Raw genomic sequence first — 12,675 nt, 5'->3', positions numbered from 1 at the left:
CCGTGGTCAGTCCTTTCAAACACCTACCTGACTCCGCGCGGCGGGCATAAGCTCTGGCTGTTCGGCGATCGCAGAGGGTAATGGGAGCGGCGCGGTGTCCTTTGTTCTTGCGTTGCCAGAGATGATGTCCGCCGCGGCCACGAACGTCGCGTCGATCGGCTCGACGGTGGCGACGGCGGACCAAGGCGTGGCGGCCGCCACCACTCGGGTCTTGGCCGCGGCCGAGGACGAGGTCTCCGAGGCGATCGCCGCGTTGTTCTCGGCCCACGGCCTGGGCTATCAGGCGCTTAGCTCGCAGGCGGCGGCCTATCACAACTGGTTCGTGCAGGCGCTGACCGGTGCGTCCGGCGCGTACACCGCCGCCGAGGCGGCCAACGCATCTCCTTTGGCGGCCCTCGAGCAGGCGCTGCTCGGTGTGCCGCAGGAAATCCAGCAGATCCCCACGACGCTGGCGGCCGGATTCAACCAGGAATTCAATGTTCTATTCGCGGACCCACAGTCACCGCTCCTGGCGTTGCTTACCGGCGACAATCCGCTAACCGGCATCGTCGGGACCAACAACCCGCCGCCGTTGTTGCCGCTGCTCCTCGGGGAAACGGTGCAGCACACCAGCTATAACGGGATGCCCGTCGTACAGATCACGCCGGCTCATCCCAACGGCGACTACGTGGTGGCCATCCATGGGGGCGCGTTCATCCTGCCGCCGTCGATCTTCCATTGGATCGATTACACGGTGATGGCCTACCAGACCGGCGCGACCATCGAGGTGCCGATCTACCCGTTGCTGCAGCAGGGCGGCACCGCGGGCACGGTGGTTCCCAACATTGCCGGCCTCATCTCCTCGCAGATCGGGCTGCACGGAGCCTCGCACGTCAGCGTGATCGGTGACTCCGCGGGCGGCAACCTCGCCCTGGCGGCCGCCGAATACCTGGTGGCCCACGGCCAAACCGTGCCCTCGTCGATTGTGTTGCTGTCCCCCTGGCTGGACCTGGCGCACGACGGGGGGCAGATCGGCAGGGTGTGGGCGAACAACCTTCCGGTGACCAACTATCAGGTGAGCCCGCTGTATGGGTCGCTCAGCGGGCTTCCGCCGACCTATGTCTACTCGGGCTCGCTCGATTCGCTCTATAACGAGACGCTCGCCCTCCAGCAGGCGGCCCTGGCCGACGGCGCCCCGATGGGCTTCGTGCTGGCGCAGGGCCAAGTTCACGACTGGATTCTCCTAACCCCGACTGGCCCTCGGTACTGGGCGCAGATCGACCAGGAACTTGGTCTCGTGCACTGAGGCGGGTGATCCGGTGATCCTCGCCATCGATTTGGGCAAGACGTCGTGCCGGGCGTCCGCGGGCGGCCGCAGGGCCGAGGGGCCGGGCGCGCTGGGCCTCGCGGCGCCCAGCGGAATGCGGGAAGCGCAGGCGGCGATCCTGGCCGTCGCGCGCGATTTCGGGCCGGTCGACGAGGTGATCGTGGGCGCGGCCGGGGCGCTGGCGGCGCCGGACGCGGCGCGCGCGCTGGGCGAGGCGTTGTTGGCGTCGCTGCGGGCCGAGCGGGTCGCGGTGACCAGCGACGGCGTGATCGCGCACGCGGGCGCGCTGGACGGGGAGCCGGGTGTCGTGCTGGTCGCTGGCACCGGGGTCGTGGCGCTCGCCATCGACGCCGACGGCGCGCTGCGTACCGCCGACGGCTGGGGCCCGTGGCTGGGCGACGAGGGTGGCGGCGCGTGGATCGGCGCCGCGGGCCTGCGCGCCGCGCTGCGCGCCCACGACGGCCGCGGCCCGTCCACCGCGCTGCTCGACGCGGCCCGCGCCCGATTCGGTGCGCCGAAGACCTGGCCGGCGCAGCTCGGCGACGCCGCGGCGCTGGCGTCGTTCGCGCCCGCCGTCCTCGCCGCGGAAGATGATCCGGTGGCGTCGGCGATCGTCGGCGCCGCCGCCGAGGCACTCGCCGCGACCGCCCGCGCGGCCGGGGACGGTCCGGTCGCGATCGTCGGCGGCCTGGCGGGGGTGGCGGCCCTGCGCAAACGGCTCGACGTGATCCCGGCCGCCGGCGACGCGCTCGACGGCGCGCTGCGGCTCGGCGCGATTCACGAGCCGCACGTGATCCGGGTGCGGTCGGCGGCTCCCCGCCATGGTCTCGACGCGCTCGCCACCGAGGCCTCCCGGCCCGGCCTCGACGACCTCGACCTGAGGCCCATCGGCGAAATCGTGGCGCTGCTCGTCGCCGCCGAGGGCGAGGCGCACGGCGCGGTCGCGGCGGCGATTCCGCGGATCGCGGCGGCGGCCGAGGCCATCGTCGCGCGGCTCGAGCGGGGAGGCCGGTTGATCTATGCCGGCGCGGGCACGCCCGGGCGGCTGGGAGTGCTCGACGCGGCCGAGTGCGGACCGACGTTCGGCACCGACTTGGTGCGGGCCGTAATCGCCGGGGGCCGTGCGGCATTGACCGAGGCGATCGACGGCGCGGAGGACGCGTTCGACGCCGCGGATCTCGCCGATCTGACCGTTGCCGACGCGCTCGTCGGGATCACGGCGTCCGGCCGAACGCCGTACGTGCTCGGGGCGCTCGCGCATGCGCGCGCGGTGGGCGCGCTGACGGTCGCGATCGTCAACAACCCGGGCAGCGAGGCATCCGCCGACATCGTGATCGAGCTGCCGACCGGGCCGGAGGTGCTCGCCGGCTCAACACGGCTGACCGCGGGGACGGCGCAGAAGGTGGTCCTCAACGCGCTCTCGACGAGCGTGATGATCGGGCTCGGCAAGGCCTACGGGCCGCGGATGGTCGACGTCCGCGCCACCAACGCCAAGCTGCGCCGCCGCGCCGTGCGGATCGTCCGCGAAGCGGCCGGCGTCGACGAAGAGTCCGCGGCCGCCGCGCTCGCCGCCGCGGGCGGTCACGCCAAGACCGCGATTGTGGCGCTGCTGGCCGCCGTCGACGCGGCCGAGGCCGCGGCGCGGCTCGACCGGGCGCGGGGACGCGTGCGTGACGCAGTTATCGGGAGGGCACGATAATGGGCACCGGCCGACACAGGGGAATCACGTGAACGTCGACAGCTCGCTCAGCGGCTACGCCTTCGGTAAGCGGAAGGCCATCGCCGTTGGAGTTGCCGTGCTTGCGCTCGTGGCGGGTTGCTCACGCGGCCAGGCGTCGAACACGGCGGTGAGCGACAGTTCGCAGCCGACGCCGTCGCCGGCTGCCGCCGCCGCTCCCGCTCCCGCTCCTGCGCCTGCGCCCAGCCCACCAACAATCGCCAAGCCCCCCGAAGTGGCCCCCGCCGCTGACTTCGCCACGGTCTCCAAGCTGATCAACGATGCGATTGCCGCGAACAGGCTGCCGGGTGCCGTCGTCGTGATCGGCCACGCCGGCCAGATCGCCTTCCACCAGGCCTATGGCTCGCGCAAGCTCGCCGGCGAACCCGGGCTGGACGGGTCGCCCGCGCCGGCCGAGCCGATGACCGAGGACACGATCTTCGACATGGCGTCCCTGACGAAGATCCTCGCCACCGCGCCGGCCGTCATGCAGCTCTACGAGCAGGGCAAGGTTCAGTTCGACGATCCCGTGCAGCAGTATTTACCTGGCTTCAACGAGGCGAACGATCCGCGGCGCGCGAAGGTGACCGTTCGCATGTTGCTGACCCACACGTCCGGCGAGACGGGCGACGTCGAACTCAAAGATCCATGGGGACTGGACGGGGCGGACAAAGCGGAAGGCGTTCATCGCGCGCTCACGACGCCGCTGGAGTCCGAGCCCGGTGAGGGTTTCCGCTACTCCGATATCAACTTCATTCTGCTTGGGGCGCTGATCGAGAGACTCACCGGCGAGCCCGAAGACGAATACGTCGCCGAACACGTATTCGGGCCGCTCGGACTGGAAGACACCCGCTATCTCCCTGCCGCAAAGGCCTGCGGTGCGCACACCGTGCGGGGAGCCGCGATCGGCTGGGCTCCCGCGTCAACGGGGGAGGCGTGTCCCGCGGGCGCGTGGAGCACGGATCTCTTGCCGCGCATCGCGCCGACGGCGCGCGATGAAGAGGGCAGGGCCGATCCGCCCAGGAATCCCGACCTTGACTACCTGCTGCGGGGCACGGTGCAGGACACGACGGCGCGGCGCATGGGTGGGGTGGCCGGGCACGCCGGTGTGTTCTCGACGGCGCACGACATCGGCGTCTATGCACAGGCGTTGCTCGATCGGCTTGCCGGCCGCCCGAGCGAATTCCCGTTGACCCAAACGACTTTGGAGGCGATGACGGCTCCCCAGCAGCCGGGCGCCACGCCTCGGCAACTGCAGGCGGCCAACGACGCCATCCGGGAGGCGGTCGCGACGAGGCCAAACGCGACACGTTCGCTGCTCGCCCCGCACTATCCGGCGATACCGGGGCAGAACCTGCGCGGCTTCGGCTGGGACATCGACACGCCCCTGTCCATGGCGCGCGGCGCGAGCTTTCCGATCGGCAGCTTCGGCCACACCGGCTTCACCGGGACCTCGGTCTGGATAGACCCGCGCTCGGACACCTACGTGGTCCTGCTGACGAACTCGATCCATACGCGGGGCAGCGAGCCGATCTCCGATTTGCGCGGGGAAGTGGCGACGGCGGCGGCACGAGCCCTAGGTCTTTAGACCCGCTCGAAGTGCTGGTAGTCCAGGGGCGCCGTCCACTCGCCGCCCCAACGCCAGCCGCGATCGGTGAAGGCGTGCACCGCGGGGTCGCCGATATGCAGGAGCCCCGGGTCGGTGCGGGTGCGGTCCAGGTAGGCCGCGGCGTTGCGTGGTTCGAAATATCCACTGGCGTAGAGGCAGGGGTTGAGACGCGTATTGATATCGATCGCGCGCCCGTAGGCGTGCGGCGACCACTCGTCGGTGCCGGGGATGAGTCGGCAATTGAACGCCGACGTGTTGTTGTCCTCCATCGACAACTCGTCGTCCGCGTCCGCGTAATGGTCGACCGTTTGCATCTTTTCGACGGGATAGCCCAGGCGGTAAAGCTGCTCGAAGATCGCGACGACGTCGGGCACCAGGTCTTCGTGCACGATCAACTGGCCGCGGTGGGTCTGGCCGTCGAAGCCGACGAAGTTGACGTCGACCCGTCGCAGCTGTTCCGGCTCGACGGGACAGCCCGGCCGCCAGGTCGCGCCGAGTTCGGCGGCGCTGACCGGCTCCACGATCGCACCGGCGGGTGCCGGCGGTGGACTCGCCGACGACGACGCGGCGGCCGACCATGACGGTGCGGCGGACGGCGACGGCGCGGCCGCGTGCGGTGGCGCGGCAGTGCATTGCACCAGCACGACGCCGGCTGCGAGCACTTCCGCCAGCACTGCACCCGGCCGCTGGAAGGGCATCGTCCCTACGCTACCGCCCACTTCCTCAAACCTCGGTGTCTTGCGCCCATCTGGGCCGGCGCGCTTGTCGGGCATGCGGCGAACGCGCCGCGGCCAGTGAGGCCGCGCTGCCACCGTTGATCGCGGTCAGCGGCGGGGGCTGGCCCTTGCGCAGCGTCGCGATCAGCTCGCGGTATGGGCCGATGAGGTAGACGGTGTCTCCCGCTTGCAGGCGGGCGTCGCGGCGGGGGCGCAGCCTGACCGGCCCCTCCGGCCGGATGATCGCGATCACGCGCGTTTGGGTGGACATGTCGACCATGCGCAGCCCGTCCAACTCGCTGCCCTCCGCCACGAGCATCCCGCCGACCATGAACGAGCGCTGCCCCACCCAAAACGTCCCCAGCACCTGCAGACCCATCGCGGCGCCGATGAACCAGGGCGCCGCCAGGTCGACGATCGACCGCACGTTTTCGAAACCGAACCGCTGATTCACCGCGGTGCTCAGCGCACGGCCTTGCACGCGCATGACGATCGGCTTCTTGGTATCGGATCCCAAGATCTCGAGCAACACGATCCCGGTCTCGATGTTCTCCATGTCATCGCTGGTCACCACCGCCACCCCGCGGGCGCGATCGACGCGGGCCGACTCCAGCGTCTGGCGCATCGCCGGATCCCCGAAGATCACGGGGACGTCGAGTTCTGCCGCGGTCGACAGGAAGCGGTTGTTCTCGTCGCTCTCGATCACCACGACTTCATATCCGGCCGCGGCCAGGTCACTCACCACCCGGATGCCGACGGAACCCAGGCCGACGACGACGACGTGATCGCGCATGTGGCGGGCCCGCCGGAGCCCGGCGCCCTGGACGAAGCGGCGCGACAGCAGCAGGTCCGCGAGGAACGCGACCAGGATCGCGGTGACGATCGCACCGCCGAACATCAGCCCCACCCCGAACAGCCGCAGCCAAGGGGCTTGCTGGGCGAAGCTGAAGTCCCCGTAGCCGACGGTCGTGATCGTCTCGGAGGTGAAGTAGAGGGCGTCGATCCACGACATCCGCGGGTTCCGGTAGGTGTAGTGCACCACGGCCGTCGCGGCGAGCGTGAGGAACAGCGCGAACGCCAGCGAGGGATAGAGCATCGGGTTGATGTCGTCGCGCATGGCGCGGAAGGCGTCGATGGCGTGGCGCACCCGGGAATGGCGGGCGCGCGTCGCGGTCGGTGGGGGCACGGTGATCCCGCGGGCCTCCAACTCGTCCTTGACGCCGATCATCGAGGTCCAGTCGCCGGTGTAGACCCGCTGATCCCGTCCCGGGCACGGCACCACCTCGCCGGGGGAGGGTGACTGCTTGCCGTGGACCACCGCCACCGGCGCCAGGTCGCCGTAGATCTCCCGCAGCGTCCCGCCGTGCGGCGCCTCGGCGCCCCAGACGACGAATTCGATGCCGGCCGTGTCGAACTGGTGCGCGTTGCGCGACAGGACCGCCTCGACGAGGGACGGCGTCGCGAGCTCGGCGACGTCCAGGATCGCGCCGGGGCCGTTGACGGTGGACACCGCTTCGCGCAGCACGTCGTTGGCCAGACGGGCCACGACGCGGACGTTTGGGCTGTATTGCCTTGCCAGCAAGGCGATTTCGAGGTTTATCGCGTCATTGGGCCCGGCGCAGACGACGGCGCGAGCGCGATGTACCCCGGCGCCAAGCAGATCGGCGGCGGTGTTGATCTTGATTATCCGCGCGCCGGCGCCCCGCAGCTCCTCGGCGATCGTTCTCGACAGCGCGTCGTCACCGGCGACGATGATTTCGCGATGCATGATCTCGCGCGTCGGGTGGGAAGCGGGCTGCCCCATGCGCTCGTCGATAAGGTCGATCTGTGCCCTAAGCCGGGGAGCCGATGACATCGTCTTCATGGTTCGGCCTTTCGCTTTTCGTTCATACGACTATCGGCCACCGGTCGGGGTAGTGCCACCGGAGGAGCGCGGATGCAGAAAGTCCTGCGGTGCAACAGGTTCGACTCGCGCTCGTCACGTTGACGAAATAGTCGAGGTGTACAAAACGCTGGCGAGGTCCGCCGGGCGCCCCGTCAAAGCGAAGGAGGACGCCGTGTCAGAACCCACGCCCGACGACATCTTCAAACTCGTCAGGGACGAGAACATCGAGTACGTCGACGTCCGCTTCTGCGACCTGCCGGGCACCATGCAGCACTTCACGATTCCGATCTACGTGTTCGACGAGAACGTGTTCGAGGAGGGCCTGGCCTTCGACGGATCCTCGATTCGGGGGTTTCAGTCGATCCACGAGTCCGACATGCTGCTGCTGCCCGACCCGGAAACCGCGACCCTGGATCCGTTCCGCGAAGCCAAGACGCTGAACGTCAACTTCTTCGTGCACGACCCCTTCACGCTTGAGTTGTACTCTCGCGACCCGCGCAACGTCGCCCGCAAGGCCGAGAACTACCTGATCAGCTCCGGCATTGCGGACACCGCCTACTTCGGTCCGGAGGCCGAGTTCTACATCTTCGACTCGGTCAAGTTCGACTCCAACATCAACAGCTCGTTCTACAAGGTGGACGCGACATCTGGGTGGTGGAACACCGGCGAAGAGACCGAGTCCGACGGCAGCCCCAACCGCGGCTACAAGGTCCGCCCCAAGGGCGGCTACTTCCCCGTCGCCCCCACCGACCACTACGTCGACCTGCGCGACAGGATCCTCACCAACCTGACCAACGCCGGCTTCTCGCTGGAGAAGGGCCACCACGAGGTGGGCAGCGGCGGCCAGACCGAGATCAACTACAAGTTCAACACGCTGCTGCACGCGGCCGACGACCTGCAGATGTACAAGTACATCGTCAAGCAAACCGCGTGGCAGGCCGGCAAGACCGTGACGTTCATGCCCAAGCCGCTGTTCGGCGACAACGGCTCCGGCATGCACTGCCACCAGTCGCTGTGGAAGGACGGGGTCCCGCTGATGTACGACGAGGAGGGCTACGCCGGCCTGTCGGACACCGCGCGACACTACATCGGCGGTCTGCTGTACCACGCTCCGTCGCTGCTCGCGTTCACCAATCCCACCGTCAACTCCTACAAGCGCCTCGTTCCCGGCTATGAGGCCCCCATCAACCTGGTCTACAGCCAGCGCAACCGCTCGGCCTGCGTGCGCATCCCGATCACCGGCAACAACCCGAAGGCCAAGCGGCTGGAATTCCGTTGCCCCGACTCGTCGGGCAACCCATACCTGGCGTTTTCGGCCATGCTGATGGCCGGCCTGGACGGCATCAAGAACAAGATCGAGCCGCCACCCCCGATCGACAAGGACCTCTACGAGCTGCCGCCCGAGGAGGCCGCCGAGATCGTGCAGGCCCCCACCCAGCTGTCCACAGTGATCGACCGTCTCGAGGAGGACAGCGAATACCTAACCGACGGAGGCGTTTTCACTCCCGATCTGATCGAGACGTGGATCAACTACAAGCGCGATTACGAGATCGCGCCGTTCAACCTCCGGGTGACCCCGTACGAGTTCGCCCTGTATTACGACGTGTGAAGCGTGGTCAATTCCCCGCCTCGATGGCCGCGACTTTCGCGGCCGCGTCGGGTCCGCAAAACCGCTGGAGGTCCACCGGGCCTGCGGCCAGCAGGTCGTCAATGCGCCGCTTGAGGTCACCCGACGAGAGATGGGCGTAGAGGTTCGCGCCCGGGCACGAAGTCGCGGCCAGATCGCGATGGCCCGCCAATGTGCTGCTGGCGACGTGAAAGTTCTGGGCGGCCCAGGCGAACGCTAGGGCGGCTGCCTGAAGCTGGGCCTCCGACACGGACTCTTGATCGAAGTCGCCTTCGCAGAGGACCAGGAAATGGCCAGTCGTGTTGTAGTCGGTCGCGGTGTCGCCTGCGAATTCGGTGCTTCGCAGCTCGTAGATGTTGCCGTTGCGATCTACGCCGACGTGATACGCGATGTCGATCCATCCCTTGTCGTCTTGGTGATACCGCTGGTCCTGGCGCAGGTGGCTCGGGGCATTACGGTTGTCGCCGAGGACCACCGCCTCGTGGTGCAGCGTCATCCGGGTGATGGTGTGGGGCTTCCCGCCGGCGCGGGCGGGCCGCGCGCCCCATGCGTCTCGGCAGAGCAATTGCGCCGACCTGGCGGCTGGGTCCGCCGAGGCAACGTCCATCCGTGCCGCACCCGCGCCGACCGCGGAGGCCATGCCGACGCCGCCGGCCAGCCGGAGCAGCTGACGGCGGTTCATGGCCGATGCTCCTACTTCGCCGCGCCCGGGCAGTACGCAGCAACCGCGGCCTGCGCCAAATGCAGGGCGTCGTCGTTACTGAACCGCTTCGGCCACGGATTGCCCGCGGCTCTGTCCTGATTCTGTGCGGCCAGGATGTTGTTTACCGTGGACTCGAGCGGCTCCGGCCGCGGCGGCAACATCAGGAAGCAGGTGTGGTGTCCGAGCTCCATGAACCGCTGACGGATGGCCTCCTTGCCGCTATCGCCGATCCCGTAACTGTCGAGCGTGGACAGGAATTGAGCGTCCGCCCCGTCGGCCGGGGCGTTGGCCGCGCTCGAGGCACTGACGGTCACCGTTGCGGGCCCCGGCGACATCGCCGTTTTGTCTCGCGACAGGTACACGCCCACGGAGATGAGACCCGCCAGGGCGGCCACCGCGAGCGCCGCCCCTCCGATGAGGACCCCAACCGGCGTCTGCCTGGTTTGGCCTCCCGTCATGCCCGGCCTCCTCCGACTCCCGGATGGTCGCCAAGGGCGCGCGCGCTTCGTGGACTACGCCGACCCCTCGCCCGGGCTCCCCAGGCAACCCCAAGTCCAATCAATATCGCACCGTTTGCGCTCCGGAGTTCAACGACACGTCAATGGCCGATGTCGCAGTCTGTCACGGCGGCGGCGGTCCGTACAGTGCGCGCTAGGACGCCGGGCCAAGCAGGTTGGCGTTCTGCGGGCAGTACGCGTGGACGGAGATGCTCACGTAGGTGTCGGCATCGAGGCCCGGATTGCTCGTCCGAAACGCCCCGACGATCTGCGGCACCGTCATCCCTTGGCGGATGTCGTCGCACACCACCTTGCCGTTGTGGATGGCGGCCTCGGGATTGGCGAACGAGATGCCGTGGTCGTTCAGGTTCTGCACGTACTTGTTGTCCTGATCCGGCGTGGACACGATTGACGATGGTCCCGTCGCCGAGGCCGACGGCGCCGCGGATGCGGTCGAGCCGGAGTTGGGCGCGGCCGGTTGCGGACTTTTGGGGGGCGGGCTGAAGAGCCAGAAGCCCAGGACGATCACGCCGGCCAGCCCCAGACCGCCCATCAGTAGCGCGCCGGCTTTACGCCAAGTGGCGCTCCATGATTCGCGCTCGGCCGGCGGTTCGGCCGCGACGTCGTCGTAGTCGCGCGCGGACGTGCGATCGGCTTCATCCGAAGCCCCGTGATTGGGTACGGCAACCGTCTCGGCGCGGTTGAGCCCGAACGTTTCGTCGGCAGCCGGAGACGGCTCGGCCATGACGGCCATCGTAGCTGGAGAACGTGCTCCCGACGGCGTCCGACGTGGCGGCCTTCGGCCTGACGGCCGCGCTGTGGCCCGCTTCGATCCAAATCGCCGAGGGGTGCCCGGCCAAGTGACTAGGCCGCGGTGACCCGTTCGATCGTGTGGGGCGCCACGCCCAGCCCGCGCAGGCAGAACCGCAGCGCGCGTTCGCGAACGACGGCGCGGTCCCAACGATGCGTGGCCCACTGCCGCTGGGTGCCCGCCCACACCACGCCGTGAATCGATTTCGCGGCGGTCGACGGAACGATGTCCTCGAACACGCCGAGTTCGAGGCCGCGCTCGAGCTGCTCGATGAGCGGCTCGAGTATCGCGCCGTATGCGGGCGCGGCCATCTCCGGGGAGGAGAACGCCTTCGAATGAGCCTCCAGCGACAGGCGGCGAGCACCGGAGTCGCCGTTCTCGCCGAATGCGAGCTCGAGTCGCCCGTCGACCCAGGCGACCACCGCTTCGACCGGGTTGGCGGTAAGCGCCATCCTGCCTCTCAACCGTTGCGTCTCCAGGAGGGCCAGCTCCAGGAAGACCGCCGCGACCAATTGATCCTTCGAGTCGAAGTGGCGGTAGAAGGCGCGGGTGCTCAGCTGCGCGCGCTCCAGCACGGCAGCAACGCTGAGCCCCCGGACGCCGTGATCGTGCATCGACTGGGCGGCCGCGTCCACGATGGCGCCCCGCACGTCGGGATCGGGGGCGAGCTTGTTGCGTCGTTGCGTTAACGAGCTGGTCATGAGGTCAGACGAGGGTGGCCCGGTTATACAGACGTTTCATAGGTGCCTAGGTACCCCGCCGATCCGGTGCCGGAAACCTGTCAATGTCAACCGAGTGAAAATTGTTGGTTTCACTCCGCGTCGCCTAACTCGCGGCGGTGACTTGTTCGATCGTCTGGGGCGCCACGCCCAGCCCGCGCAGGCAGAACCGCACCGCGCGGTCGCGGACGTCGTCGCGGTCCCAATGGTTGGTCGCCCACTGCCGCTGTGTGCCGGCCCATACGACGCCGTGAATCGATTTGGCCGCGACGGTCGGGACGATGTCCTTGAACACGCCGAGTTCCAGGCCCCGCTGGAGCTGCTCGACGAGCGGCTCGAGGATGGCGCTATACGCGGGCGTGACCGTCTCGGGCGTGGAGAACGCTTTCGATTGGGCCTCCAGCGACACCTGCCGCAGCTCCGACCGGATGTCCTCGTCGAACGCGAGGTCGAGCCGCCCGTCGATCCAAGCGGCCACCGCCTTGATCGGGTCGGTGGCGTCCGACATCTTGGCCCGCAGCCGCGACACCTCGCTGCGTGTCATCTCCAGAAAGACCGCCGCAACCAACTGGTCCTTCGATTCGAAGTGCCGGTAGAACGCCCGTGTGCTCAGCTGCGCGCGTTCCAGCACCGTGGCGACGCTGAGCCCCCGAACCCCCTGCTCGCGAACCGATTTCGAGGCGGCGTCGACGATCGCGCGGCGCACGTCGGGGTCGGGCGCAAGCTTCCTGCGCCGTGGCGTGACCGTGTGACCGCCATATTGCTGCGGACGCGCCCGCGGATCCCCCTGTCCCGTCATAGGTAGTAAAAATAATCTGCTGATCGCCCGTGCACGGCACTTTCGGGAACCCCGTCTCGGGTGAGTTTGCGTGTGTGTCGGAGAAATGTTGGCCGAGACCATTATTAGACGAATGCACAATTGTTTCGCTCAATATTGAACTTGTGGACTTGTGGCTGGTCTCGGGGATTTTGGCGGGGCCGCGCGCATGTTGTTAACGGCGGTAACTCAATTGCGTTTCACAGGAACGGGTTTGCTGATGTCGGCCAGCGAGCCACAACTTTTTCGTGACCCCCGTTGGACAAAT

At 68.3% G+C, this 12,675-nt stretch carries 11 protein-coding genes and 1 pseudogene; 5 read left to right on the top strand and 7 right to left on the bottom strand.

Annotation, left to right across the window (positions count from 1 at the left end; genetic code table 11):
• The first annotated feature begins 94 nt into the window (after nucleotides 1-94).
• The 4 genes and pseudogenes from lipY (at nucleotide 95) to AC5Y5E_RS01350 (ending at nucleotide 4,611) form a co-directional block, all read left to right on the top strand.
• Nucleotides 95-1,285: a triacylglycerol lipase LipY gene (lipY, locus tag AC5Y5E_RS01365; protein WP_499901208.1), complete on the top strand. Its 1,191-nt coding sequence runs from the start codon at nucleotides 95-97 to the stop codon at nucleotides 1,283-1,285.
• A 115-nt stretch (nucleotides 1,286-1,400) separates the two neighbouring features.
• A pseudogene (locus AC5Y5E_RS01360) lies at nucleotides 1,401-2,015 on the top strand (BadF/BadG/BcrA/BcrD ATPase family protein); the annotation flags it as partial.
• A gap of 90 nt (nucleotides 2,016-2,105) precedes the next feature.
• Entirely contained in the window at nucleotides 2,106-3,005 is a 900-nt protein-coding gene (locus tag AC5Y5E_RS01355; RefSeq protein WP_499901833.1) for an N-acetylmuramic acid 6-phosphate etherase, read from the top strand.
• Nucleotides 3,006-3,033: 28 nt separating this feature from the next.
• The gene (locus tag AC5Y5E_RS01350; protein WP_499901207.1) at nucleotides 3,034-4,611 is read left to right on the top strand and encodes a serine hydrolase domain-containing protein; all 1,578 of its coding nucleotides are present in this window, start codon (nucleotides 3,034-3,036) and stop codon (nucleotides 4,609-4,611) included.
• Here the strand turns inward: AC5Y5E_RS01350 and AC5Y5E_RS01345 are convergent.
• Nucleotides 4,608-5,330 carry a M15 family metallopeptidase gene (locus AC5Y5E_RS01345; RefSeq protein ID WP_499901206.1) on the bottom strand — a complete coding sequence of 241 codons (723 nt, stop codon included), beginning with the start codon at nucleotides 5,328-5,330 and terminating at the stop codon, nucleotides 4,608-4,610. The genes AC5Y5E_RS01350 and AC5Y5E_RS01345 overlap by 4 nt on opposite strands.
• A gap of 25 nt (nucleotides 5,331-5,355) precedes the next feature.
• Entirely contained in the window at nucleotides 5,356-7,116 is a 1,761-nt protein-coding gene (locus AC5Y5E_RS01340; RefSeq protein ID WP_499901832.1) for an NAD-binding protein, read from the bottom strand.
• Between the two features lie 289 nt (nucleotides 7,117-7,405).
• On the opposite strand from AC5Y5E_RS01340, the gene glnA reads away from it, so the two are divergent.
• The gene (gene glnA, locus AC5Y5E_RS01335; RefSeq protein WP_499901205.1) at nucleotides 7,406-8,842 is read left to right on the top strand and encodes a type I glutamate--ammonia ligase; all 1,437 of its coding nucleotides are present in this window, start codon (nucleotides 7,406-7,408) and stop codon (nucleotides 8,840-8,842) included.
• 7 nt (nucleotides 8,843-8,849) lie between these two features.
• On the opposite strand, the gene AC5Y5E_RS01330 is transcribed toward glnA, so the two are convergent.
• The 5 genes from AC5Y5E_RS01330 to AC5Y5E_RS01310 all read right to left on the bottom strand — a co-directional run bounded on the left by AC5Y5E_RS01330 (nucleotide 8,850) and on the right by AC5Y5E_RS01310 (nucleotide 12,389).
• The gene (locus tag AC5Y5E_RS01330) at nucleotides 8,850-9,542 is read right to left on the bottom strand and encodes an N-acetylmuramoyl-L-alanine amidase (RefSeq protein ID WP_499901204.1); all 693 of its coding nucleotides are present in this window, start codon (nucleotides 9,540-9,542) and stop codon (nucleotides 8,850-8,852) included.
• Nucleotides 9,543-9,553: 11 nt separating this feature from the next.
• Nucleotides 9,554-10,021 carry a DUF732 domain-containing protein gene (locus AC5Y5E_RS01325; RefSeq protein ID WP_499901203.1) on the bottom strand — a complete coding sequence of 156 codons (468 nt, stop codon included), beginning with the start codon at nucleotides 10,019-10,021 and terminating at the stop codon, nucleotides 9,554-9,556.
• A 193-nt stretch (nucleotides 10,022-10,214) separates the two neighbouring features.
• Nucleotides 10,215-10,805, bottom strand: a complete 591-nt coding sequence (locus AC5Y5E_RS01320) for a DUF732 domain-containing protein (RefSeq protein WP_499901202.1) — start codon at nucleotides 10,803-10,805, stop codon at nucleotides 10,215-10,217.
• Between the two features lie 119 nt (nucleotides 10,806-10,924).
• The gene (locus AC5Y5E_RS01315) at nucleotides 10,925-11,572 is read right to left on the bottom strand and encodes a TetR/AcrR family transcriptional regulator (RefSeq protein ID WP_499901201.1); all 648 of its coding nucleotides are present in this window, start codon (nucleotides 11,570-11,572) and stop codon (nucleotides 10,925-10,927) included.
• 124 nt (nucleotides 11,573-11,696) lie between these two features.
• On the bottom strand, nucleotides 11,697-12,389 hold the full coding sequence (locus tag AC5Y5E_RS01310; RefSeq protein ID WP_499901200.1) for a TetR/AcrR family transcriptional regulator: 693 nt from the start codon (nucleotides 12,387-12,389) through the stop codon (nucleotides 11,697-11,699).
• Nucleotides 12,390-12,675 lie beyond the last annotated feature (286 nt).

This window comes from Mycobacterium sp. NGS54 (genome assembly GCF_059812465.1).
This window is presented reverse-complemented; position numbering and strand designations above follow the sequence as displayed.